Annotated in this window: 21 protein-coding genes and 2 tRNA genes; 1 reads left to right on the forward strand and 22 read right to left on the reverse strand. The window is 69.7% G+C overall.

The genetic code is table 11. The features are described from left to right. From A6A29_RS25150 to A6A29_RS45930, 10 genes are all read right to left on the reverse strand, one after another. Window positions 1–1,249, reverse strand: a 1,249-nt coding sequence (locus A6A29_RS25150; protein WP_143197077.1) for a class I tRNA ligase family protein, incomplete at its 3' end; no start/stop codon positions are given. A 451-nt stretch (window positions 1,250–1,700) separates the two neighbouring features. Further along, a tRNA-Ala gene (locus A6A29_RS25155) sits at window positions 1,701–1,773 on the reverse strand. Between the two features lie 129 nt (window positions 1,774–1,902). Next, window positions 1,903–2,136, reverse strand: coding sequence for a hypothetical protein (locus A6A29_RS25160; protein ID WP_073723092.1), 234 nt, complete (start codon window positions 2,134–2,136; stop codon window positions 1,903–1,905). Between the two features lie 368 nt (window positions 2,137–2,504). After that, window positions 2,505–2,577: transfer RNA gene (locus A6A29_RS25165), tRNA-Ala, on the reverse strand. 116 nt (window positions 2,578–2,693) lie between these two features. Continuing rightward, entirely contained in the window at window positions 2,694–3,347 is a 654-nt protein-coding gene (locus tag A6A29_RS25170) for a histidine phosphatase family protein (protein ID WP_073723094.1), read from the reverse strand. After that, window positions 3,344–3,775, reverse strand: coding sequence for a ribosome silencing factor (gene rsfS / locus A6A29_RS25175; protein WP_073723096.1), 432 nt, complete (start codon window positions 3,773–3,775; stop codon window positions 3,344–3,346). The genes A6A29_RS25170 and rsfS overlap by 4 nt, the downstream gene beginning before the upstream one ends. A gap of 115 nt (window positions 3,776–3,890) precedes the next feature. Further along, on the reverse strand, window positions 3,891–5,708 hold the full coding sequence (locus A6A29_RS25180; protein WP_073723098.1) for an LCP family protein: 1,818 nt from the start codon (window positions 5,706–5,708) through the stop codon (window positions 3,891–3,893). A 19-nt stretch (window positions 5,709–5,727) separates the two neighbouring features. Then, window positions 5,728–6,345: a nicotinate-nucleotide adenylyltransferase gene (nadD, locus tag A6A29_RS25185; RefSeq protein ID WP_073723100.1), complete on the reverse strand. Its 618-nt coding sequence runs from the start codon at window positions 6,343–6,345 to the stop codon at window positions 5,728–5,730. A gap of 38 nt (window positions 6,346–6,383) precedes the next feature. Beyond that, complete coding sequence (locus tag A6A29_RS45925; RefSeq protein ID WP_198953217.1) at window positions 6,384–6,545, reverse strand: hypothetical protein; 162 nt, start codon at window positions 6,543–6,545, stop codon at window positions 6,384–6,386. An 84-nt stretch (window positions 6,546–6,629) separates the two neighbouring features. Beyond that, a complete protein-coding gene (locus A6A29_RS45930) occupies window positions 6,630–6,782 on the reverse strand; it encodes a hypothetical protein (RefSeq protein WP_198953220.1) in 153 nt (50 codons plus the stop codon). Between the two features lie 111 nt (window positions 6,783–6,893). On the opposite strand from A6A29_RS45930, the gene A6A29_RS25190 reads away from it, so the two are divergent. Further along, window positions 6,894–8,003 carry a M48 family metallopeptidase gene (locus A6A29_RS25190; RefSeq protein ID WP_073723102.1) on the forward strand — a complete coding sequence of 370 codons (1,110 nt, stop codon included), beginning with the start codon at window positions 6,894–6,896 and terminating at the stop codon, window positions 8,001–8,003. Here the strand turns inward: A6A29_RS25190 and A6A29_RS25195 are convergent. The 12 genes from A6A29_RS25195 to rplU form a co-directional block, all read right to left on the reverse strand. Then, a complete protein-coding gene (locus A6A29_RS25195; RefSeq protein WP_073723104.1) occupies window positions 7,933–9,054 on the reverse strand; it encodes an SCO2583 family membrane protein in 1,122 nt (373 codons plus the stop codon). The genes A6A29_RS25190 and A6A29_RS25195 overlap by 71 nt on opposite strands. Before the next feature lie 348 nt (window positions 9,055–9,402). After that, window positions 9,403–10,032, reverse strand: coding sequence for an SCO2584 family spore wall biosynthesis protein (locus A6A29_RS25200; protein WP_073723106.1), 630 nt, complete (start codon window positions 10,030–10,032; stop codon window positions 9,403–9,405). Window positions 10,033–10,264: 232 nt separating this feature from the next. Then, window positions 10,265–11,548: a glutamate-5-semialdehyde dehydrogenase gene (locus A6A29_RS25205; RefSeq protein WP_073723109.1), complete on the reverse strand. Its 1,284-nt coding sequence runs from the start codon at window positions 11,546–11,548 to the stop codon at window positions 10,265–10,267. A 218-nt stretch (window positions 11,549–11,766) separates the two neighbouring features. Next, on the reverse strand, window positions 11,767–12,255 hold the full coding sequence (locus tag A6A29_RS25210; protein ID WP_073723111.1) for a hypothetical protein: 489 nt from the start codon (window positions 12,253–12,255) through the stop codon (window positions 11,767–11,769). A gap of 132 nt (window positions 12,256–12,387) precedes the next feature. Then, window positions 12,388–13,506 carry a glutamate 5-kinase gene (gene proB / locus A6A29_RS25215; RefSeq protein WP_073723113.1) on the reverse strand — a complete coding sequence of 373 codons (1,119 nt, stop codon included), beginning with the start codon at window positions 13,504–13,506 and terminating at the stop codon, window positions 12,388–12,390. A gap of 254 nt (window positions 13,507–13,760) precedes the next feature. Next, entirely contained in the window at window positions 13,761–16,511 is a 2,751-nt protein-coding gene (locus A6A29_RS25220) for a CDP-glycerol glycerophosphotransferase family protein (protein ID WP_073723115.1), read from the reverse strand. A 231-nt stretch (window positions 16,512–16,742) separates the two neighbouring features. Further along, window positions 16,743–17,981, reverse strand: a complete 1,239-nt coding sequence (locus A6A29_RS25225; protein WP_073723117.1) for a glycosyltransferase family 2 protein — start codon at window positions 17,979–17,981, stop codon at window positions 16,743–16,745. A gap of 321 nt (window positions 17,982–18,302) precedes the next feature. Beyond that, window positions 18,303–20,435, reverse strand: coding sequence for a hypothetical protein (locus A6A29_RS25230; RefSeq protein WP_241838666.1), 2,133 nt, complete (start codon window positions 20,433–20,435; stop codon window positions 18,303–18,305). 196 nt (window positions 20,436–20,631) lie between these two features. Continuing rightward, the gene (locus tag A6A29_RS25235; RefSeq protein WP_073723121.1) at window positions 20,632–22,131 is read right to left on the reverse strand and encodes a bifunctional cytidylyltransferase/SDR family oxidoreductase; all 1,500 of its coding nucleotides are present in this window, start codon (window positions 22,129–22,131) and stop codon (window positions 20,632–20,634) included. Between the two features lie 501 nt (window positions 22,132–22,632). Next, window positions 22,633–24,069, reverse strand: a complete 1,437-nt coding sequence (gene obgE / locus A6A29_RS25240; RefSeq protein WP_073723123.1) for a GTPase ObgE — start codon at window positions 24,067–24,069, stop codon at window positions 22,633–22,635. Window positions 24,070–24,213: 144 nt separating this feature from the next. Then, window positions 24,214–24,471, reverse strand: a complete 258-nt coding sequence (gene rpmA, locus A6A29_RS25245; RefSeq protein ID WP_015608479.1) for a 50S ribosomal protein L27 — start codon at window positions 24,469–24,471, stop codon at window positions 24,214–24,216. A 14-nt stretch (window positions 24,472–24,485) separates the two neighbouring features. Next, window positions 24,486–24,806, reverse strand: coding sequence for a 50S ribosomal protein L21 (gene rplU, locus A6A29_RS25250; RefSeq protein WP_073723125.1), 321 nt, complete (start codon window positions 24,804–24,806; stop codon window positions 24,486–24,488). Window positions 24,807–24,836: the final 30 nt, after the last annotated feature.

Raw genomic sequence — 24,836 nt, forward strand, 5'->3', positions numbered from 1 at the left:
CCATCAGGACGTAGTCGGCGATGAAGACGGGCACCTTCTCGCCGCTGACCGGGTTGGCCGCGTACGCGCCGGTGAAGACGCCGGTCTTGTCCTTGGCCTCGGCCTGCCGCTCGACTTCGGACTTGGCCGCGGCCTGCTTGCGGTACGCGGTGACGGCCTCGGCCGGAGTCGCGTGGCCGCCGGTCCACACCGGGTGGGTGCCCTCGGGCCAGGCGGCCGGGATGATCCGCTCGATCAGGTCGTGCTCGGGGGCCAGCACCATGTAGGTCGCGCCGAACAGGGTGTCCTGGCGGGTGGTGAACACGGTGATGCTGCCCGCGCCGTCGACCGGGAAGTCCACGCGCGCGCCCTCGGACCGGCCGATCCAGTTCCGCTGCTGCAGCTTGATCGCCTCGGGCCAGTCCAGCGGGTCCAGGTCGTCCAGCAGCCGGTCCGCGTAGGCGGTGATGCGCATGTTCCACTGGCGCAGCTTGGCCTTGAACACGGGGAAGTTGCCCCGCTCGGAACGCCCGTCGGCGGTGACCTCTTCGTTGGCCAGGACGGTACCCAGGCCCGGCGACCAGTTGACGGGCGCGTCGGAGGCGTACGCCAGGCGGTACTCGCCCAGGACCTCGGCACGCTCGGCGGCACTCAGCGCGCTCCACTCACGGCCGTCGGGAGTCGCACGCGACCCGCTCTCGAACTGCGCGACCAGGTCGGCGATCGGCCGTGCCTTGTCGGCCTCCGTGTCGTACCAGGAGTTGAAGATCTGCAGGAAGATCCACTGGGTCCACTTGTAGTACTCGGCGTCGATCGTCGCGAATGAGCGGCGTTTGTCGTGGCCCAGGCCCAGTCGGCGCAGCTGGAACTTCATGTTCGCCATGTTGGCCTCGGTGGAGACCCGCGGGTGCGTGCCGGTCTGCACGGCGTACTGCTCCGCGGGCAGCCCGAAGGCGTCGAAGCCCAGGGTGTGCAGGACGTTGTGGCCGGTCATCCGCTGGTGCCGGGCGAAGACGTCAGTGGCGATATAGCCCAGCGGGTGACCGACATGCAGGCCCGCACCCGAGGGGTACGGGAACATGTCCATGATGAACTTCTTCGGCTTGGCGGCCAGCTCGGGGTCGCCCGCCAGATCACCGGTGGGGTTCGGCGCCTCGTAGGTCCCCTCGGCGTCCCAGAAGTCCTGCCAGCGTGCCTCGATGTCGGCGGCCATCGCCGCCGTGTAGCGGTGCGGCGCAGCTGTCTCGGCTGCGGAATTCGTCTCGCTCATGATCCTCAAAGCTCCATCGATCGTCATCTGCCGGCGCCCATGTCTACGGACACGCGTCTACCGAAACGAAAAATCCCCTCGCACAGGAGGGGACGCCGCGCCGATTCCGACCAGGCATTCTCACCGGTCGGGACTGATCAGCGCGGCTCGCTAAGCAGAAGTCGTACGGCACGCATGGCGTCAGGGTACCGCACGGACCCGGAGCCGGGCCGGGAGCAACCGGCCTGTGGACAACCGGCCTCCGACGGATCGCCCGGGAAGCGGGGGCGCTCCGCGAACACGGAGGTAAGCGGAAGCGAGCCGGCGCGCGCGAACAGGGTGAACGTGGTCGCACCCCGGCGGAGCGCGGTCGTACCCGGCGGAACGTGGTCGCACCCCGGCGCACCCCGGCGGACGTGGCCGGACAACGAGAAAGCGGGCCATCCGATTCGGATGACCCGCTTCCCTACTGTGGAGCTAAGGAGAATTGAACTCCTGACCTCCTGCATGCCATGCAGGCGCTCTACCAACTGAGCTATAGCCCCTCGCTGCGCGCCGCCCGGTTTCCCTTGGCGACATCGAGAACATTACACGGTCCCCCCGGCCCTCCACCAAATCGTTTCCCATTTGAACCGGTATGCCCGAATAGCAGCTACGTCACCATGTCCCCGTCGTCATGCCGTCGCGAAGGAGTAGAAGCGCTTGAGGGTGCAGTGCTCCTCCAGGAGCCGCCCGTAGATCGGCTCCCCCTCCAGCTCGCGGTAGGTCTCGATGGGGTCGCCTTTTATGATCAGCGCCCGCGCGCACTCCTCGCACCAGTACTGGTAATCCGGATTGATCGGGTCCATATCCCTGACGATGGGCGTACCGCTGCCGCACCAGTCACACTTCCGCCTGTGCGCACCCATCAGTCAGCTCCAGCTGTGGCCGCAGGCCGTACACACGTATGAGACCCCGCTGTTGCCACCCGGCGCTTGAGCCACGTGGGACGAACCGCAGGACGGGCAGCCGAGACGGGATCGATCTTCGGGAGTTACGGAACCGGGGGGCGAGACGGGAACAAGGGGCAGGTCGGGGACCTGCTCGCGACTCGCAGGCATCGCGCTCCCTCCCGATCGGTCCATCGCCCCCTCCGGCGCTCCGATTCTGCCATGACCCCGCAAGGGGGTCAGCCCGCGAACCGGCAGAGGCCGCACAGGACGCACAGAACGGGGCAGGACGGCACGGAGGAGATACGGCAAAGATCCCGCCCCTGAAAGGGACGGGATCTTGATTGTGGAGCTAAGGAGAATTGAACTCCTGACCTCCTGCATGCCATGCAGGCGCTCTACCAACTGAGCTATAGCCCCGCTGTTCGCTGTGTTTCCCTGCGTTTCCGCGCTGCGAACAAGAAGAACTTTAGCCTGTGACCAGCCAGAAAGTGAAATCCGGCCGAGGCCGCCCGGAGACGGTCCGCGGGCACCGCCTAATCGTCGTCGCCGAGCACAGGTTCGGGGAGCGTCCCCGCGTTGTGCTCCAGCAGGCGCCAGCCGCGCGCACCCTCGCCCAGCACGGACCAGCAGCAGTTGGTGAGTCCGCCCAGCCCTTCCCAGTGGTGCGCTTCCAGGCCCAGCAGACGGCCGATGGTCGTCCTGATCGTGCCCCCGTGGCTGGCCACGACGAGCGTGCCCGCGTCGGGCAGTTTCGCGGCATGCTCCAGGACCACCGGGGCAGCCCGGTCGGCCACCTCGGTCTCCAGTTCGCCACCACCCCGGCGCACGGGCTCACCGCGCTTCCAGGCCGCGTACTGCTCGCCGTACTGCCCGATGATCTCTTCGTGCGTAAGGCCCTGCCAGGCGCCCGCGTACGTCTCGCGCAGCGCGGAGTCGTGGGCGACTTCGAGGCCCGTGACGGCAGCGAGCTCGGCGGCCGTCGCCGCCGCCCGCCGCAGGTCCGAGGCGACGATCGCGTCCGGCTGCAACGAGGCGAGCAGCCGGGCGGCCCGGCGGGCCTGCCCGACGCCGGCATCGGTGAGCTCGATGTCCGTGGAGCCCTGGAAACGGCGCTCCAGATTCCACGCCGTCTGGCCGTGCCGCCAGAGGACGATCCTGCGGCCCCTGCCGCTGCTGCTGCCGTTCAGCTCAGGTCACCTTCCGTGCCACCGTTGAGCTGGGCGTGCTCCTCGGCCTTGCCGCGGGTCTTGATCGCGTCGTCGGGGAGCGCGATCTCGGGGCAGTCCTTCCACAGGCGCTCAAGCGCGTAGAAGACGCGCTCCTCGCTGTGCTGGACGTGGATCACGATGTCGACATAGTCGAGGAGGATCCAGCGGGCGTCGCGGTCGCCCTCACGGCGCACCGGCTTGGCGCCGAGCTCCTTCTGGAGCCGCTCCTCGATCTCGTCGACGATCGACTTGACCTGGCGGTCATTGGGGGCCGAGGCCAGCAGGAAGGCGTCGGTGATCGACAGCACATCACTGACGTCGTAGGCGATGATGTCGTGCGCGAGCCGGTCGGCGGCCGCCTGAGCGGCGGCGTTGATGAGCTCGATGGAGCGGTCCGTGGCGGTCACATGCAGGCTTTCGTCGGCGGTCAGATCAACCTCTAGGGTCTCACGGACCGCCGACAGCCCTTACTGCGATGCTCCACGGCGATCTCCGGTGGCCGGCGCAGGGCGCCACCGCGCACTATTTGATCTTGTAGTTCTGACCGAGCACGACCGATACGTCGGCGTTCGCGGCGGGCTTGCCCTGCTTCACGTCCTCCGCCGGCAGCCCCAGCGTCTTGGCGACCTCGGTCGCCTTCGCCTTGTCCTCGGCGGTCCGGTACAGCACCTCCGACGATGCCTCGGTGTCCGCCTTCCCGCTGTCGACGTAGGCGTAACCGCCATTGACCAGCTGGACCCGGGCCGCCTCGCCGCCGTTCGCGTTGCCGGTGGCGTTCCTGACACCGACGCGGACGGCCGCGTCCTGGTCCGGGGCCTTCACCGTGCCGCCCAGGATGTCCTTGACGACGCTCTCCGTGGCCTTGTCGGTGAGGGTGCCGTCGTCCTGGACCGGCAGCAGCGCCGTCTTGTAGTCGCCGACCTTGGCGTGCCCGGCCAGCTTGGCCAGCGAGACCCCCAGGTCCCGCTCGGGCAGTGACGGGTCGAGGATCTGGGCCAGCGTCTCCACGGTGACGGTGGCGGCCTTCGGGTCCTCCGAGAGCTTCCGCAGGACCCCTCGCACGACCTGTCCGAAGCGCAGCAGCTGCTTCGCCTCGGGCTCGCCCTCACCGCGGTACGTGGCGTAGGCGACGGCCATCGGACCGCTCAGCGTCTGGGACTCGCCCTTGTTCACGAGGGGCGCGGCGCCCTTCTTGGCATCGGGCACATCGGTATCGGTGTCGACCTCGATGTTGCCGACCAGCTCGACAAGGTTCTCCAGGTACGGAGTGTCCAGCCGCCATGTACCGCTGATCTTGGTGCCCAGAAGGGTGTCGATCGACTCACGGGTGCCGGTGCTGCCGTCCTCGTCGACGGACTTGCCGAGCGTCGTGGTGGTGCCGTCGTCGGAAGCGACGGCGAGTGAGTTGGGGAGCAGGATGGTGGTGCCCTGCTTGGTGGTGGTGTTGTCGACGAGCAGCGCCGTGGAGGTGCCGCCCTTCTTGGTGTTGTGCAGATGCACCACGATGACGTCCCGCTGCTGCGGACCGGCGACGGTGCTGTTCTTCTCGTCCGAGCCGGAGAGGCCGGGGATCTTGTCGGCGGACCAGAGGTAGCCGACCCCGCCGACCACGACGAGCGCGACGACGACTATGAGCGCGACCATCCGGTTACGGCCCTTGCGCCGCGCTTCCTCACGCCGTTCGCTGCGGCTTTCGGTGAACTTCAGCCAGTCGATGACGTCTTCGGAGTCCTCGTCGGGCTCCTCGATGAACGAGAACTGCTCGGTGCCGTAGTCGGCGGGACGCCGCTGACCCGGAACGAGGGGTTCCTGATCCGCGGGCGCCTCGGGTTCCCTGACGGGCTCCTCGGCGGGTCGGGCGGGCTCCCCGACAGGCTGGGCCGGAGCGGGGGCGGAGCCCTGGTGCGGGATGTCCCACTGCTGGGCGGTGTCGACCGCGGCCGTCTGCTGCCCGGTGTCGTAGCCGTAGTTGGCGTAGTTCCCGTAGCCGTACCCCTGATCCGCGCCCTGGACCTGCTGGGGCTGCTCCACGTACGGGTCGTACTGCTGCGGGTACTGGGGCTGTTCGGGCTGTTGCGGGTACTGGGGCTGCTGCGGCTGGGCGTACGCGTCGTATCCGTACCCCTGGTCCGGAGCCTGGCCCTGGCCCTGCTGAATCTGCTGGCCCTGCTGCCCCTGCTCAATCTGCTGGCCTTGCGGAACCTGCTGGCTCTGCTGAGGCGCGTAGGGGTCGTACTGCTGCTGCCCCTGCTGCTGGTACACCGGTTGCCCGTACTCGTCGTAGCCGATGATCTGCGGCTGCTGGTAGTACGGGTCGTACGGGTTCTGTCGGTCGTTCACCGGTGCCCCTCTCCGTGGCTCATTCGCCGCGGTACAGCTGGCGCTTGTCGATGTAGCGGACCACACCGTCCGGCACCAAGTACCAGACCGGATCCCCCTGCGCGACCCTCCCACGGCAGTCCGTGGACGAGATCGCCAGCGCCGGAACCTCCACGAGGGAGACACCACCCTCCGGCAGCCCGTCGTCCGTGAGCACGTGACCCGGCCGGGTCACACCGATGAAGTGGGAGAGCGAGAACAGCTCCTCCGCGTCCCGCCAGGTAAGGATCTGGGACAACGCGTCGGCGCCGGTGATGAAGAAGAGGTCCGCGTCGCCGTGGACCTCGCGCAGGTCCCGCAGCGTATCGATCGTGTACGTCGGTCCGCCACGGTCGATGTCGCTGCGGCTGACCGAGAACTGCGGGTTGGACGCCGTGGCGATGACCGTCATCAGATAGCGGTCTTCGGCCGGGGAGACCTGCTTGTGGCTCTTCTGCCACGGCTGCCCGGTCGGGACGAAGATGACCTCATCGAGGTGGAACTGGGCGGCCACTTCACTGGCCGCCACCAGGTGTCCATGATGAATCGGGTCAAAAGTCCCGCCCATCACGCCGAGTCGGCGCTTGCCGGGGCCGGTAGGCACTTTCTGCTCTCCCATGCGTGCAGAGCCTACTGGCACGGTTGTACGCCTCCGCCTCAGCGGTCGCGGTTGAAGCGGGTGGTGACCCAGAGCAGGAACATCAGCGCGAGGAACGCGCCACCACCGGTCAGGTAAGGGTTGAGGCTTTCGTGGTTGCCGCCCGCGCCGCCCTCGGAGGCGAGAGTGACCAGCTGGTGGGCAGTGCTCGTGAGGCTCATCTTCAGCAGGACCTATCGATCGGGAGTCGGAAGGAAGACGTCGGGCACATCGTATGCGGGCGCCCCGGGCACGCTCACGCCGACTCAGTCGTTGTTGTCGTCGTTGCGGTATCCACGCAGCAGGAACCAGGCGAGCAGAGCGGCTCCGACGATCGACACGAGCAGCACGATCCGGAGGGTGTTGCCCGGTCCCTGCTCCTCGGATGCGGCGGCGAGCAGTGCGACGGTGTGCGGCATTTCGGGCGCTCCTCATAGTTATCCACAGCCCCCCGCACACCGTAGCGCCAGCACATACGCTGGCATTTGTCAGGGGGACGAGCGACGTCTCGTACGAACAGGGGGCCATCCATGACCGACAGCAGTCACGAGAACGTGCCGAGCAGGCAGCGCAAGCGATTCCCGGGTATTTCTTCCCGGGCGTACGAACACCCGGCGGACCGTTCGGCCCTGGTTGCCCTGCGCAAGCTGACCGGCTTCGACACCGTGTTCAAGGCGCTCAGCGGGCTGCTCCCGGAGCGCAGTCTGCGACTTCTCTTCCTGTCCGACTCCGTCCGGGTGAGCGACGCGCAGTTCACTCACCTCAACGACATGCTGCGGGACGCCTGTTACATCCTGGACCTGGAGAAGGTCCCGCCGATGTATGTCAACCAGGACCCGCAGCCCAACGCCATGTGTATCGGCCTCGACGAGCCGATCATCGTGGTGACGACAGGGCTGGTGGAACTGCTCGACGAGGAGGAGATGCGGGCGGTGGTGGGCCACGAGGTGGGCCACGCCCTCTCCGGGCACTCGGTGTACCGCACGATATTGCTCTTCCTCACCAACCTCGCCCTGAAGGTGGCCTGGATCCCGCTCGGCAATGTCGCGATCATGGCGATCGTGACGGCGCTGCGCGAGTGGTTCCGCAAGTCCGAGCTGTCCGCCGACCGGGCCGGACTGCTGGTCGGCCAGGACCTCAATGCGTCGATGCGCGGTCTGATGAAGATCGCCGGTGGCAATCACCTCCACGAGATGAATGTCGACGCCTTCCTCGCGCAGGCCGACGAGTACGAGAAGGGCGGCGATCTGCGCGACTCCGTGCTCAAGATCCTCAATGTGCTGCCCCGGACCCACCCCTTCACCACGGTGCGGGCCGCCGAGCTGAAGAAGTGGTCGGAGACCCGCGACTACCAGCGGATCATGGACGGCCACTACCCGCGGCGCGACGAGGACAAGAACACCTCGGTGACCGACTCGTTCCGGGAGTCCGCCTCGCACTACGCCGACACGGTGCGCACCAGCAAGGACCCGCTGATGAAGCTCGTCGGTGACATCGCCGGCGGCGCGGGAGACCTGGGCGGCAAGCTGCGCGACAAGTTCACCGGCGGGGGCAGTGGCGGCGGGTCCGCTACGGGCCGGTCCGAGGAGCCCGGCCGGCCGCAGAACCCTGAGGAGGGGCCGGGGACGACGGGGAGCTGACCGCCAGCGTTCCGCACATCGCCGCGGTGGGCCGGCCCATGGCGTACGGGTCGGTCCCGGCCGGGCCCCGGTTGTCCGCCCGTTCCCCGGCGAGCAGGGGGCGCAGCGCACCGGCCACCTCTGCCGAGCAGGACTGCGGTCCGGCCTGCACGTAGGCCGTGCGCAGCTCCGCCCGGTGCAGCCGCAGGTCCTCGCGGTCGAACCGGAAGTGCAGCTCGCGCCGCACGGTGAACAGGGAGGCGGCGCCCTGCCCGCCGGGTCCCGTGGCCGCGGGGCGCAGGGTGTACGTGAAGGTGTGGTCCGACACCACCTCCAGGGTGCCGGACTCCGTCTCGGCGTAGGAGAGGGTTCCCTGGACCCGGATCTGCGGATCCGCCAGCTCCGCGTCGGCCGGGTCGAAGCGCACCAGCCATCCTGTCGCCGCGTGCTGTCCGTCGTCGGCGGGGGCGTCCATGCTGCGTTCGAACTGGGCCGTCTGGTCAGGGTCGAGCAGATGCTCGACGGGGCGCAGGGCCTGGCCGCTCAGGACATCGGGGTTCAGTGAGGACTCCACCAGGTAGTCCTTGGCGATGGCCAGGCCCGCCATCACCTGGCTGTCCGAGAAGTTCTTCGTACGGCGGACCGAGGGGAGGTTGATGCCGTCGGCGCCGGTCGGGTATTCCGCGGCCGGGCTCGTCGCGTACAGGTGGGTGGGGGTCCCGCCCGGCACGGTGCCCCGGGGCGCGAGGGGGACCACGGTGGACCGAAGGGCTTCGGCGCGCCTGACGGCGGGCTGGGGGTACGGGTGGCGGAATCCGATGTAGACGGCCATGGCGAAGGCAAGAGCGATGAGCACCACCAGCGCTATGGCGGCTCTGGAGCCGCTGCGGGAAGTGCGTCCCGGGAGGGAGCGGACCGCGCGGGCGTGCTCACCCATCCGCTCCTGGGCGGAGAATTCCTGTAGCCGGGCAGCCCGGATGAACGACTCGTCGAAGACGAGGGAGCGGTACTCGTCCTCGCCGCCCGAGGGGTTCTCAAGCGGGCCTTCGGGTGGTTCTCCACGGCCTGTCATCCACTTCTCCCGATCTCCACACCACCGGCCGACGGTCGGTGCGTAACGGTCTGCTTCGGCCTGGAGGCTTACGGCAGTGAGAAGCCCCCTCGAAGAGGGGTCACATCTTCAGGGTAGGTCGAATGCCCCGGACGTAAACGCGGAGACGGGTGAGAACTGTGCGGGGCGACCGGCGAGCCGGTCGGCACGGAGCGCGCGGGGACGGTGCGGGAACGGTGCGGGGAGGTGCGGTGACGGCTCGGGGGTGCGTGGGGTGACCGGAGAGCGTGCTGCGGGGCCGACCGGATGAGGGGGTGGGCCAGGCGGGTGTTTCAGGGGAGGGGGTGGATCAGGGGGGAAGGGGGTGGATCAGGGGGTGCGTGGGACTGCGGAGACCGCCGGGCGGGAGTAGTCGGCCGAGGCGGACGGGGCGGCACCCGGCCTGTCGAAGCCGCGCGTATCGGTACCGGGCCGATCGGCACCGGGCTTGTCGACCCCGCTCGTCACCGGTGGTGGCGCCTGCTCGCCCCGGCTTGCCGAGCCACCTCGGTAGACGGCGGTGAAGGCCAGCGCGACCATGCCGACGCCCATCACGAGGGCGAGCAGCCAGGCCACCGGGCGGTGCCAGCGTGCGGCACCCCGGTAGGGGCGCAGGGAGCCGCCGTGGCGCCCGTAGGGGCCCGTGCAGGCCGCGTCGTCGTCTTCGGGGTCCAGCGGGTCCCCGTACGCCCTCTCGCGGCCGTACGCGCCGCCCCGGCCGAAGTCCTCGTAGAGGTCGTCGTCCATGGGGCCGCCGCGGCGGGCTCGGGCGGCGTCGGCCTCGGCACGGGCCCGGGCGGCGGCGAGCAGTCGCTCCACCGCGGTGGGTTCATGGACCGCTGCGGCCCGTACGAAGTCCTCGTCGAACACCACGGCGGCGAAGTCCTCGTCCGCGCCCCCGCGGTCGTCGTCGGGCTCCCAGCCGTCCGGGAACGGCCTGCCCCCCACGTCGTCCGGCACAGCTTCAGCGTAGCCCTGAAGGGGCGGTTTCGGCAGGGACGCCCGCAAACTCACCCGACCCGCCCACCCCGCCCGCACCACGACCCTCCACGGCCCCATCCGGCCCGCCACATGATCCTCCGCGGACCACTCCGGCCCGCCGCACGGCGCTGTTCGGCGGGCCGACATGCCGCCCGCCGGCCCGCCGAACAGCGGGCAGCGGGCAGCGGGCAGCGGGTGCCGGATCGGGTGACTACCTGATGTGGCCGTCGCCGGTGACGATGTACTTCGTCGATGTCAGCTCCGGCAGTCCCATCGGGCCGCGTGCGTGCAGCTTCTGCGTGGAGATGCCGATCTCGGCGCCGAATCCGAACTGTCCGCCGTCCGTGAAGCGGGTGGACGCGTTCACCGCGACCGTCGTCGAATCCACCAGTTGGGTGAAACGGCGGGCCGCGGCCTGCGAGGTGGTCACGATCGCCTCGGTGTGGCCGGAGGACCAGAGGCGGATGTGCGCCACGGCCGCATCCAGCGAATCCACGACCGCCGCCGCGATGTCGTACGAGAGGTACTCGGTCTCCCAGTCCTCCGCCGTCGCCGCGACCACCGTGGCCTTGGACCCCTCCGCGTGGGCGAGCACCCGCTCGTCGGCGTGCACGGTCACGCCCGCCTCGGCCAGCGCGTCCAGGGCGAGCGGCAGGAACTCGGCGGCGATGTCCTTGTGGACCAGCAGGGTCTCGGCCGAGTTGCAGACACTCGGGCGCTGCGCCTTGGAGTTGATCAGGATGTCGACGGCCATGGCCAGGTCCGTCCGCGCGTCGACGTAGACGTGGCAGTTGCCGGTGCCGGTCTCGATGACGGGGACCGTGGACTCCTCGACGACCGTGCGGATCAGGGAGGCGCCGCCGCGCGGGATGAGGACATCGACCAGACCGCGGGCCCGCATCAGTTCCCGTACCGAGTCGCGGCTCTCCCCCGGCACCAGTTGCACCGCGTCGGCCGGCAGACCCGAGCCGCCGACGGCGTCGCGCAGCACCCGTACGAGGGCGGTGTTGGAGGCGTACGCGGACGACGAGCCGCGCAGCAGCACCGCGTTGCCGGACTTCAGGCACAGGGCCGCCGCGTCCACCGTCACGTTGGGCCGGGCCTCGTAGATGATCCCGACCACGCCGAGCGGCACCCGGACCTGGCGCAGGTCGATGCCGTTGGGCAGGGTCGAGCCGCGTACGACCTCGCCCACGGGGTCGGGCAGTGCCGCCACGTCCCGTACGTCGGCGGCGATGGCGCGGATCCGTTCGGGGGTGAGGGTGAGCCGGTCGACGATGCCCTCGCTCGTCCCGGCCTCGCGGGCGCGGTCGACATCCTCGGCGTTGGCCGCGACGATCTCGCTCGTGCGCACTTCGAGTGCGTCCGCGATCGCCAGCAGCGCGTCGTCCTTGGCGGAGCGCGGAAGTGGCGCGATGTCGGCGGCGGCAGCGCGTGCCCGGTAGGCGGCCTGCGCGACCGGGGACATGTTGTCGTACGGCGAAAGCGTGGTCATGCCCGCAGAGTAGTGCGCACACCGCGGACATCCGTCACGTATCCCGTGATGCGAGACGACCGCCCCGAGGGGTGGTCGTCCCCATACGGGCGCGCACCGATCAGTACAGGTGCACACCGATCAGTACAGGTGCGCACCGATCGGAACGGGTACGCACCGATCAGCGCAGATGCACCCCGATCAGTACGGGTACACACCGATCGGTACGTATGCACCGGTCAGTACGGGTGCACCCCGACCGGGGCCGCGGGCGGCGGCCCGTACCCCTCGGCGATGCGCTGGTGGTACGTCTCCCGGTCGATCACTTCCAGCCCCACGATCTTCCAGGGCGGGAGCTGGGCGCTGGAGCGGTGCTCACCCCACAGCCGCAGGGCCACCGCCGCCGCGTCGTGCAGGTCGCGGGCCTCTTCCCAATAGCGGATCTCCGCATGGTCGTTGGCGTAGCGGCTGGTCAGCAGGAAGGGGTGGTCGTGCGCCAGCTGTTCCAGGCCGCGTCTGACCTCCTTCAGCGGAGTCTCGGTTCCCGAGACGCAGAGGGTGATGTGCCACAGCTTCGACTGGGTGTGCTCCTCCTTCGCCGTCACCGGCTCCTGCTCGGTGGTGCGGTCCGCGGGCACACTCCTGTCGAAGTCGGCCCCCGCTCCGACGCTGGTCAGGGCGCGGCTGCCCGATCCGCGGGGCGGCGCCCCCGGGCGCGCTCGTCTCACCGGCGGCCTCCTGTGAATGTGTTGCTGTGCTGTGTACCCCTGGTGTCCCCGCTACAAAGTTGACCAGTCCGAGGCCGGGCTTGGGGCGGTTTTGGTGAAGCTCTCTGTTCTGAGGCCGGACTTTCAGCCGATTCAGGGGGCGAGGCGGGGCGTGAGAACGACCAGATCGTCCCTGTGTACGACCTCGCGCTCATAGGCGGGGCCCAGCTCTCTGGCCAGGTCGCGGGTGGAGCGGCCGAGCAGCTGGGGGATCTCCTTGGCGTCGAAGTTGACGAGTCCGCGGGCGACGGGCCGGCCGCGGAGGTCGCGCAGCTCCACGGGGTCACCGGCGGTGAACTCGCCCTCGACAGCGGAGATTCCGGCGGGCAGCAGCGAGGTGCGGCGCTCCACGACGGCCCGTACGGCCCCGTCGTCGAGCGTCAGCGCGCCCCTCGGGGTGGAGGCGTGGGCCAGCCAGAGCAGCCGGTCGGCGGAGCGGCGTCCGGTGCGGTGGAAGTACGTACCGGTGTCGCGGCCGGCGAGGGCGTCGGCGGCCCGGCTCGCGGAGGTGAGGACGACCGGGATACCGGCGGCGGTGGCGATCCTGGCCGCCTCGACCTTGGTGACCATGCCTCCGGTGCCGACGCCCGCTTTCCCGGCTCTGCCGATCGTGACGTCGGCCAGGTCCTCGGGGCCGCCGACCTCGGCGACGCGGGTGGTGCCGGGGGTGCTCGGGTCGCCGTCGTAGAGGCCGTCCACGTCGGAGAGGAGGACCAGCAGGTCGGCGTGGACGAGGTGGGCGACGAGCGCGGCGAGCCGGTCGTTGTCGCCGAACCGGATCTCCTCGGTGGCCACGGTGTCGTTCTCGTTGACGACGGGGAGGGCGCCCATGTCCAGGAGTTGGTCGAGGGTGCGGTAGGCGTTGCGGTAGTGGGCGCGGCGGCTGGTGTCGTCGGCGGTGAGGAGCACCTGGCCGACGCGTACGCCGTAGCGCGCGAACGAGGCGGTGTAGCGGGCCACGAGCAGTCCCTGCCCGACGCTGGCCGCGGCCTGCTGGCGGGCCAGGTCCTTGGGCCTGCGGACCAGGCCGAGCGGGGCGAGTCCGGCGGCGATGGCACCGCTGGAGACGAGGACGACCTCCCGCTCGCCGCCGCTCCTGACCTTGGCCAGTACGTCGACGAGTGCGTCGACCCGGTCGGCGTCGATGCCGCCCGCCGCCGTGGTGAGCGAGGAGGAGCCGACCTTGACGACGATCCGGCGGGCTTCGGTCACTTCCGGCCTTGCAGCTGACACGTGCTTCCTCGCTCTGGCTCGCCCGGTGGATCCGTAGGGCCGGCCGTGGGCGCCGTGAGGTGGTGGTGCCGGGCCGTCCCGGCTCAGCACAGTACGCGAGCGGCCACGCTCCGCGCCCGCCCATTCCGGCCGGTGGACAGCGGCGGACGGCGGGAACGGCGGGCAGCGGGGCGGCAGGAGCGGCGGGCGGACGGGGCTGCGGTCGGACGGGGCGGGAGCGGCGATGCCGCTGCTCAGCCGTCGTTGACCGTCAGCATGCGGTCGACGACCCGGGCGGCGGCCCGGCCGTCGGAGGGTTCGCAGAAGTCCACCCGGAACTGTGCGTACTTCTCCTTGTACTCCTCCGTCACGGCGCCGATGTTCCGGATCGCGGAGACGAGGTCCTCCGACGTCTTGATCAGCGGGCCCGGGGCGCGCGAGGTGAAGTCGAAGTAGAAGCCGCGCAGGGTGTCGCGGTAGTGCTCCAGGTCGTATGTGAAGAACAGCATCGGCCGCCCGGAGTGCGCGAAGTCGAACAGCACCGAGGAGTAGTCCGTGATCAGCACGTCGGCGATCAGGTAGAGGTCGGCGATGTCCGGGTAGTACGTGACGTCCCAGACGAAGCCCTGTCCGGCGCCGGGGATGCTGTCGAGGACCTTGTGGTGCTTGCGGTACAGCAGCACATGGTCCTCGCCGAGCTCCCGCTGGGCCGCGTCGACGTCGATCTGGTTGTCCAGCTTGAAGCGGCGGCCGCCGTAGCGCTGGTCGTCACGCCAGGTCGGCGCGTACAGGACGACCTTCTTGCCCGCGGGGATGCCGAGCTTCTCCCGTACCGCCGATGCCCGCTTCACCCGGTCCGGGGCGTGGAAGACGTCGTTGCGCGGGTAGCCCGCCTCCAGTACCTCGCACTCCAGCCGGAAGGAGTTGGTCATGATCGGGGTGGTGAAGGAGTTGGGCGTGATGAACAGGCTGTACTGGCGGGAGCGCTGCGGCAGGCTCGCGATGTAGGCCAGGTTCGCCTTCGGGGTGCCGAGGAGGTCGGCGCCGATGCGCTTGAGCGGGGTGCCGTGCCAGGTCTGGACGACGACCTGGCCCTCGCGGCGGACGAACCACTCGCGGATGCCGCCGTTGGTGACGACGTAACGGCTGCGGGCCAGCGCCTCGTACCACTCCTTGCTGCCCCACTCCACGCCGCGCACCCCGGGCGGGAGGACGACCTGCTGGTCGTGGACCATCGCGATGTGCTCGACCTCGGTCCCGCGGCGCACCAGTTCCTCGTAGACCGCGCGGGGCGAGTCGGAGAACTGCTTGCCGCCGAAGCTGTTGTAGAGCACGGCTTCGCGCAGCGGCAGCGCGCGCTGCTCGGGGGTGTACACGTCGCGCATCAGCCGCTGGCGGTAGGCGCCGCGCAGTTCGGGGTCGAGGACCGCCCCGGACTCCACGAAGATCCGGTCGAAGTCGAGCCGCTCCACGGTGTACGTCCGGTGGGCGCCGCGGTGGTCCAGCGGCAGGGTGTCGACGAGGTCGGGGCGGATCGTGACGGGGATGTCGCGGGTGTGGTCCCATTCGGCGCGGGCGCGCAGGAAGGGCAGCCACCGCCCGGCCCGCAGGGGCAGGGTGCCCTCGTACGCGGGCATGCTGTCCGGCGTGACGCGGGCGGTGAACCGGCCGTCCTCGAACTCCGCGGGGAGCGGCCGGTCCTCGTTGCGGCCGGTGTGGCGCAGGATCAGCTTCATCGTTTCGGCGGGGCCGGTGTACGTGCCGGAGAGCACCAGCTCGCCGCCGGCCGACCACTCGACGCTGTCGACGACCGGCTGAATGGACCGCAGTTGCGGGGTGAAGTTGCCCGCTCCGTCGGTGAGGACGGCGAACTCCAGTCCGCCGGGCAGCGGGTGCACACCGGTGGCCGGCTTCTGTCCGATGGTGGCGCGGCGGGTGGTGCCGTCCTCGAACACGATGAGCGCGCGGTACTTCCTGGCCCGGCCGGGGGTGACCCCGTCGACGGGGAGGTCCGCGAAGGACAGGCGGGCGGTGTGGCGGACCCAGCCGTCGGCTCCGGTGCCGCCCTTCTCCAGCGGGAGGTCGGTGGCGTACCCACTGGCCTCGTGGTCGATGCGCAGCGCGGTGGCCTTCTTGCCCGTGGCGCGGGAGCGGAGCGTCACGGTGAGGGTGTCGGCGTCCGCTTCCTGGGCCTCGACCTCGGCGGGGACAACGTCCACGGTGAGCTTCAGCCGGTTGCGGTCGAAGCCCGCGACGAGCCGTACGCCGTCGTCGAGCACGTGGACCTTGCTGTGGCCCGCGGCGCCCGCGTTGTTCTTGGTCACGCTGCCGACGGACATGCCGCCGGGGCGCGGGATGCCGACGCCCAGGCGCCAGGTGCCCGGCTGCCACTGGCCGCGGGTGCGCAGGCGGGCCGGGTCGATGCCGATCTCGAAGCCGGACCAGTCGTAGTTGTGCAGGGCGCCCTTGGCCTCGGCGGTCGCCCTGGGCTCCTGGACCGTGCGCACGCGCAGCGGGAGGGTGCTCCGGCTGCCCTGGCGCCGCAGGACGGCGACCCGCAGCGAGCGCTTGCCGGTCGCGGAGGGGACGTTGGGGATGTACGCGTACCCGTGGACGACCAGCCGGCCGTCCTTCCAGGTCAGGTCCAGCAGCTTGCCGCGTACGGGCAGTTCGCTGCGGTTGAAGTTGCGCACGGTCGGCGGCAGCGAGGAGTTCTCCACGCCGGGCAGCTCGATCCGGGCCCGCCGCAGGCCCCTGACCGAGAAGGCGCCGGGGTTCTCGCGCTCGTAGTGGAGCAGGCCCTCCAGCTCGTCCCCGCGTCCGCTGGCCGCCAGGTGCCACTTGACCCGGGCCATCGGCGAGAACTTGCGGACGAGCTTGGGCGCGGCCTGGGCCAGGAAGTCCTTGGCCGCGCTGTGGAAGGCGGGACGCTCCTCGACCGGGGTCTCCGGGAAGTACTTCATGAGCCGGCTGAGCTCTTCGGGAATCGCTTCGAGGGACGCCACGGCGGGAGGGCCTTTCCGGGGGGACGTACAGAGGTGAACCCCAGGAAGACGGGGCGTAAATGAGACGCCTACAACGGTCTCATGGTTGCCCCACAGTATGACGTGAACCCAGTCACAGGATCGACCCGCCCCCGGCACTTCCGGGACGGGGCTCCGGCGGTGGGCCGCCGTATCGCACCCGAGCGTGAATCCGCCGTACCGCGCCCGGAGTTGGGCGCGGTACGGCCGCCGTCAGACGCGGTGCGCCCGCGGTGCGCGCAGGACCGCCAGCACCGTACGGCGGGCCTTGCGGACCGCGCGCCGGGCGAAGGACACATAGGGCCGCGGCTCCGGCGGCAGGATGCGCTCACCGCCGACCCACTCGGTCACGGTCACCGCGTACGCCTCGTCGGGCAGCCCCGAGCCGTCCCCGAAGTGCGGATACGCCAGGTACAGCCGGGCCGGGTCCGTCCTGCGGACGAGTTCCGGGGCCTCCTTGGCCCGCAGGAAGCGCACGACGTCGAGCAGCAGGTCGAGCCGGCCCTTCGCCACGCAGACCAGCCGGAGCCGCTCGTGGACCTTGAGGCGGTGCGCGAGCCCCGGTGTCCAGTAGGACTCCATCAGCGGGGCCGCGAGCGCCATCTTCTTCCGGTGCACCGAGGCCGTCTGCTTCAGCATTCTGGGGCCGAACTGCGGCAGCAGCGTGATGACGAACGGCCGGACCATCAGGGCGTCGCGGTGGGGCCCGGCGGGCACATGGGTGGCGATGAGCCCCATCAGCGCCCTGGCCGAGTCGAACCGCAGAACGTAGCCGCCGCTCTTGGTCACGTGCTTGCCGTCGTCACGGCCCACCAGGTAGTAGCAGGTGTAGTCGGCGACGACGGAGACACCGCTGCCCCGCAGGTACGCCTCCATGGTGAAGAGGGCGTCCTCACCGGTCTTCAATTCCTCGTCGAATCTCATCCCGAGCCGTGCGAGAAGCTCGCGCCGGAACAGCTTCTGGGCGCTCAGGGTGAATTTGATGTTGGAGGAATACAGGTCGGCGCGCTCGACCGTCTCCTTCCACATCGACTTGGCCGCGCCGCGATTGACGCCGACGACCTTGCCGAGCACCACATCCGTACCAGCCCGGTCACCCATCGCGACCATGCGTTCCAGGGCTTCCTCGCCGAAGTAGTCATCGGCGTCGAGGAAGAAGACGTACCGGCCGCGGGCGAGCCCCAGGCCGACGTTGCGGGGGCCGCTGGGCCCGCCGGAATTGGCCTGCCGGATCACTCTCATGGGGATGTCGGTCCGGGCGGCGAACTCCTCCAGGTACTCCCCCGTACCGTCCGTGGAGCCGTCGTCGACCGCGACGATCTCCATGCGCCCGGCGCCGAGCGTCTGCGCTTCGACGGACTCCAGACAGCGGACCAGATAGGGCATCGCTTCGTAGGCGCCGATGATCACGCTGACATCGGGCTCGCTGTTCTTGGTCGGCATTTCGGCCATGCTGCACACCTGTCGATTTGATCACGATTGGGGGCTATTTGTCCGACTATCGCACCCAATGTGCATCAACATGCCGAACGGCCCGTACGTCTCTCCAGAGGGAGAGACGTACGGGCCGTAGCGGGGGTTGCTCCATTTTCGGCCAGTTTTGACCGTCTTTGCCAGTTGGTGAACGGATTCGACCGGGTCGTCGGTCTGAGTGACCCGGTCGGCCCGGCCTGCCGCGAGCAGTCAGTACACAGCCGCGTGAGCAGTCAGCGCACAGCCGCGGGCCGGCTGCGCACCACCGTGGAGACGGTCAGCGCACCACCGTGAGGACGGTCAGCGCACAGCCGTGGGCCCTGCGGCGATCGGGGCGTCGCCGCTGCCGGGCGTGCCCACCGCGTCCGCGTCGGCCGTGGTCGCGGCTTCCGCGACGATCTCCGCCCGACCGGTCCCGGCGCCGCTGGAGGCCGCCTCCCGGTCGGACTGTGCGACGACCTGCTCGGCGACGCGCTGCGCGACGCCCGCGTTGCGCGCCTCGGCCTTCGCCGCGAGGGCCGCCACCGCGGCGTTGAACTGCTCCATGGAGGTCGGCTCGTCCGGCCCCAGGAGGTAGCTCTTCAGCTCACGGCGGGCGCCGGCCAGCGCGTCGGCCGCCGGATCGGTGACCGCTGTCAGCAGCTCGCCGATCTCCTCGGCGCTGTTGGACAGGATGACCGCGGCCCGCACGGCGGTGTTCTGCCGCTTGAACTCCTCGGCACCGAGCTGGGCGGAGTCGGTGACCGCGTACGGCTTGCCGCTCGCGATGAAGTCGGAGACCACGCTGGAGATGTCCGAAACCATCGCGTCGGACTCGTTGAAGCAGTCGTACAGCTTCGGCTGGGCGCCGGACACGGTCCGGTGCTCCCACCAGCCGAACGAACGCCAGTAGGCGTCGTCCCACTCGGCCCGCAGGGCGGCCGTCTCCGCCTCGCGCGCGGGGTCGGCGAGCGAGACCCGCGACTCCTCGGCGTCGTCGCCGCCGGACTGCCCGGTCGCCGTCAGCGCGGCGAGGCGAGCCTCGATCCGGGCCAGCTCGGCCTTGGCCGCGCTCTGCCCGGCGGCGGCCGAGGCCGCCTCCTTCGCCCAGCGGGGTTCGGCGGCGCGCTCGGCGGCCGCCCGGTCCAGCATCGTCGTGATCCGCGCGTTGACGGCCTTGGCCTTGGCGCTGCGGATGCCGGTGAAGGGGTGCGGCTTGTAGATGATCCGGACCGGCCGGTCGGCGGCCAGCAGCCGCCGCACGATGTTCTCGCCCGCCAGCAGCAGGGAGGTGTTGCCCGGGTTGTCGTCCCAGCCCTCCCAGGTGGGGGCGTACAGCACGGTCGGAACAGCGTTCTTCGTGGTGCCGGTCCAGCTCTTGATGGGCGCCAGCTGCGGGCGTCCGACCTCGACGATGTCCTCGTCGCGGATGCCCACGTCGGCCAGGGCGTACCGGTCGCGGCCGGCCCGGCCCGCGGTCCACACCTCGTCGTACACCTTGGAGTACGGGTTGACGCTGGCCAGCTTGTCGCTGTCGCCGTGGCCGATGAAGACGTGCTTCATGGTCGGGACGCGCAGCATGTGGATGTTCTTGCCGACGTTGGCGGGGTAGAGGCAGACCCGCACGGTGGAGAGGTCCAGATTCATCAGGTGGGTGCCCGCGGGAATGCAGATCACCGGTACGCCGGTCTCGGCCAGCTGCGGCACCAGACCGCGCTCACGCATGATGATCAGCGGGCGGCCCTCGACCCGTGCCATCGTGTCGAGCCACATGTTGCCCTGGTACGCGGACTCGTTGGAGCCGGAGAAGTAGAGCACGACGGTCGGCTGGTACTCGCGCAGCCAGGAGTCCACGGCCTTGAGCACGGCGGGGGCCGGCGGAACCAGCCGGCCGCGTCGCAGGTACGGGACGAGCACCGCGTTGTACAGGACGGCGAGCGTCAGCGTGATCGCGGCGCCCACGTAGCCGACGACGTTCTTGCCGGTCTCGGCGGCGATCAGTATCCCCACGACGGCCGGGATGTCGAGGTGGAGCATCTTCTCGGCGGGGCGGTGCAGCAGCGCGTTCGGCGGGGCGTCGGGGATACGGACGGCGTGCAGGTCCACGTTGCGGGTGACGACCGGCATCGTGCGGCGCATCCGGATGAGGGTGGTCAGGGCGCCGTGCGGGGCCTGAAGTCCGTAGAAGACCAGGAAGCAGGCGACCGCCGTGTAGAAGAGCGGCTCCTCCGCGAGATCCAGCCGGGCCAGCAGCAGGATGAGCATCAGCTGGCGGAGCAGGAAGCGGATGGGCAGTCCCGCCCGCACCTTGCCGAGCCGGTTGACCAGGTAACTCCCCCGCTGGTGCAGGTACCAGTCCGCGACATACGTGAGCGCCGTGGCCGCCGCGAAGAACCAGATATTGGGGAGAAGAGCGGCGACCATGACGCAGGGATATCCCAGCCCCATCAACATTGCTGCCGCCAGTTCCGACCTGCTGCCCACACGGGCCAGGCGAATGGCTGTCGAAATCACGAAGAACCTGCTCCAGGGGGGTGCCGGTTGATTCACCTATTGAGGGAAATGTGAAGGTGCGGCTTCACGCATTCGGGCCTCTGCGATCGCACTAAGCGATCACAGAGGCCCGGAAAAGCACAATTTTCAAGAATTATTACACATCTTCTTGACGATCAAGCACCGAGGCCAGCGCCTGCTCGAACCCGGAGGATTCGGCGGCCCCGCGCGTCGGGTCCTGCTGCCGTACGTCGATGACGTGGCCGGTCATCTCGGAGAGAAGCACGTCCAGCGAGGTGCGCGCCACCGCCTCCGAGGAGAGCAGCGAGCCCTCCGGCTCCTGACCGAACGCCTTGGTGCGCATCGGCGTCGCGGTGCGCTCCGGGTTGACGCAGTTGACGCGGATGCCCTCGCCCGCCCACTCGTCGGCCAGCGCCTGGGTGAGGTTCACCATCGCGGCCTTGGTGGAGGAGTAGAGGCTGTACTCGGCACGGCCCCGGGTGTAGCTGCTGGAGGTGTAGAGCAGCAGCTGGCCCTTGGTCTCCACCAGATACTTGTACGAGGCACGGGCGATCTGGACGGGCGCCAGGTAGTTGACGTTCAGCGCTTCCTGGATCGTCGTGTTGTCGGTCTCGGCCAGCTTGCCGATGCGCAGCACGCCCGCGGTGTTGATGACGTAGTCGACGCGGCCGGTCTCCGCGTACGCCTTGGAGAGCGCGTCGTCGACGTGCTCCGGGTTCTCGACATGCGTACCCGTGGTGGAGCGGCCCAGCGCGTAGACGCTCGCGCCGTACTGCTCGGCCAGCGCGGCGATGTCGGCGCCGATGCCGTACGAACCGCCGAAGACGACGAGGGTCTTGCCGGAGAGCAGCTCACGGTAGGCGGCCTCGTCGGCCTGGCGCGGGGCGGCGGTGGAGGCCAGCTGGAAGAGCTTGTCGGTGATGAAGACATCGACCGGCTGGGTCACCTTCATGTTGTACTCGTCGCCCGCGACCACATAGATCGGCACGTCGGGGAGGTACTTGAGGACCACCGAGCAGTCGTCGGTGGCCTGGAAGTTGGGGTCCCCCGCCGCGATCCGGTACGCCTTGCGGATCGTGGAGAGCTTGAACGCCTGCGGGGTCTGCCCCCGGCGCAGCCGGGACCGGTCGGGCACCTCGGTGATGAACTCGCCGTCCCCGCCGTGGGTGCGGGTCACGATGATCGTGTCCGCGGAGGGGATGGCGACATCGACGGCCTCGTAGCGGCCGAGGGCGTCGACGCAGTCCTTGATGACGCGCTGTGACAGGAGAGGCCGGACCGCGTCATGGAAGAGGACATTGCGGTCCTCGCCCTCGGCGAGGCCCTCGCCGAGCGCCGCGATGGCACGCTCGGTGGTCTCGTTCCGGGTGCTGCCGCCCTCGATGATCCTGGTGACCTTGGTGAGCCCGGCCTTGGCGACGATCTTCTCGACCTCGGGCACGAACCCCGGCGCCATCAGCACGATCACATCATCGATGCCCTCGGCGTTCTCGAAGATGGTCAGCGTGTGCTCGATGACTGCCTTGCCGGCGATCTTCAGCAGCTGCTTGGGGATCGACAGTCCCACGCGCTGACCGGTACCACCGGCGAGCACGACTGCTGTGGTCCGGGACTTGGCTTCATGCGGCACAGACACAGACGACCTACCTTGCTATGACGAGGGAAACAGTGTGATGGTCGCACTCTCCGTGACCGTCTCGCAAGGCGGACGTCGATCGTCGCATGCCCTGCGGATACCCGCAGTTCACTGCCTGGCCAGGGAGGTTGGGTTCCACAGGGCCGGTACGCGAGGTGACCGAATCCACAGAGGTGTTGCGTAATCCGCACATCTGCCGCACGTACACCGGCCGTCACCAGGTGATTCCCGGTGCGGTACGGGCCGGTGGGCGCCGCACGGCGGGCGAGCGGGACTCCTTCCCGGACCGTTTCACGGGCCGGCCGGGACCGAGGCGCGGGTCCGGACCGTACGGGCCCGTTTCCGACCGCGTCGGCCGCGCACGGCCGACCCGGCGCCACACGGCGGCACACGGCTGACACCCGGCGGCACACGGCGGCCCGGCGGGACACGGCGGCACGGACCGGACGGGCCCCGGCCGCGCGATGCCTCCCGCGGCGGGCCCCGTCCGGTCGCTCCGGCCTAGAAGGGGTCGAACTCGTCGTACTCCTTCTGCGCGTCGTCCCGCTCGGAGTCCCGGTCCCGGCGGCGCTGCGCGGCGGGCCGCGGCTCCTCCAGGCGGTGGTCCTCGCCACGGCGGCCCAGCATCTCGGCACCGGCCGTCACGGTCGGCTCCCAGTCGAACACGACCGCGTTCTCCTCGGGGCCGATGGCGACGCCGTCACCGGCACGGGCGCCCGCCTTCATCAGGGCGTCCTCGACGCCGAGGCGGTTGAGCCGGTCCGCGAGGTAGCCGACGGCCTCGTCGTTGTTGAAGTCGGTCTGCCGCACCCAGCGCTCGGGCTTCTCGCCGCGCACGCGGTAGATGCCCTCGTCGTCCACGGCCACCTTGAAGCCCGCGTCGTCGACGGCCTTCGGGCGGATGACGACCCGGGTCGCCTCCTCCTTCGGCTTGGCGGCGCGCGCCTCGGCGATGATGCCCGCGAGCGCGTACGAGAGGTCCTTGAGGCCCTTGTGCGCGATGGCCGAGACCTCGAAGACGCGGTAACCGCGGTCCTCCAGCTCCGGGCGGATCATGTCGGCGAGGTCCTGGCCGTCGGGGATGTCGACCTTGTTCAGGACGATGACGCGCGGCCGGTCGTCGAGACCGCCGTACTGCCGCAGCTCCTCCTCGATGATGTCGAGGTCGGAGACGGGGTCGCGGTCCGACTCCAGCGTCGCGGTGTCCAGGACGTGCACGAGCACCGAGCAGCGCTCCACATGGCGCAGGAACTCCAGGCCGAGGCCCTTGCCCTGGCTGGCGCCCGGGATGAGCCCGGGGACGTCCGCGATGGTGTAGACGGTCCCGCCCGCGGTCACGACACCGAGGTTCGGTACGAGGGTGGTGAACGGGTAGTCCGCGATCTTCGGCTTCGCCGCGGAGAGCACGGAGATCAGCGAGGACTTGCCCGCGCTCGGGTAGCCGACGAGCGCGACGTCGGCGACGGTCTTGAGCTCCAGGACGATGTCCCGGTCCTCGCCCGGCTCACCGAGCAGCGCGAAACCGGGCGCCTTGCGACGGGCCGAGGCCAGCGCCGCGTTGCCGAGGCCGCCGCGGCCGCCCTGACCGGCGACGAAGGTGGTGCCCTGGCCGACCAGGTCGGCGAGCACATTGCCCGCCTTGTCGAGGACGACGGTGCCGTCGGGAACCGGCAGGACCAGGTCCTGGCCGTCCTTGCCGGAACGGTTGTCACCCGCACCGGGCTGGCCGTTGGTGGCCTTGCGGTGGGGGCTGTGGTGGTAGTCCAGCAGCGTGGTCACGGCCTGCTCGACGACGAGGATCACATCGCCGCCGCGCCCGCCGTTGCCCCCGTCGGGGCCGCCCAGCGGCTTGAACTTCTCACGGTGGACGGAGGCGCAGCCGTGGCCTCCGTTACCCGCGGCGGCATGCAGCTCGACGCGGTCCACGAAGGTGGTCATGGTTGGTGCCTCCAGGTACTGCGGAAAAATACGGAATTGTCTCTGTCGTAACACGCCGAGGGCGGACCCGCTTCCCCGTTTACCGGGAAAGCTGAGATCCGCCCTCGGAAGGTGCTGTGTGTCGCTCTGCGTGCGCCGAAAAGATCAGACGGCGAGCGGAACGATGTTCACGACCTTGCGGCCACGGTGCGTACCGAACTCCACCGCACCGGCGGTCAGCGCGAACAGCGTGTCGTCGCCGCCACGGCCGACGCCCGTGCCCGGGTGGAAGTGGGTGCCACGCTGGCGGACCAGGATCTCACCGGCGTTGACGGCCTGACCGCCGAAGCGCTTCACGCCGAGCCGCTGAGCATTGGAATCGCGCCCGTTCCGAGTGGACGATGCGCCCTTCTTATGTGCCATGTCTCCTCAGTCCCTTACTTCGCAGCCGCGGGGATACCGGTGACCTTGATCGCCGTGTACTGCTGGCGGTGACCCTGGCGACGGCGGTAGCCGGTCTTGTTCTTGTAGCGAAGGATGTCGATCTTCGCGCCCTTGTGGTGGTCCACGATCTCGGCCTGAACCTTGATCCCGGCCAGGACCCACGGGTCACTGGTGACGGCGTCGCCGTCGACCACGAGCAGCGTAGAGAGCTCTACGGTGTCGCCGACCTGGGCGGTGGGAATCTTGTCAACCTCAACGATGTCGCCGACAGCTACCTTGTGCTGGCGACCACCGCTGCGCACGATGGCGTACACGCGGATCTCTCTCTCGCTCGGAACGGATCC

Source organism: Streptomyces sp. TSRI0281 (genome assembly GCF_001905125.1).
Taxonomy (GTDB): Bacteria; Actinomycetota; Actinomycetes; order Streptomycetales; family Streptomycetaceae; genus Streptomyces.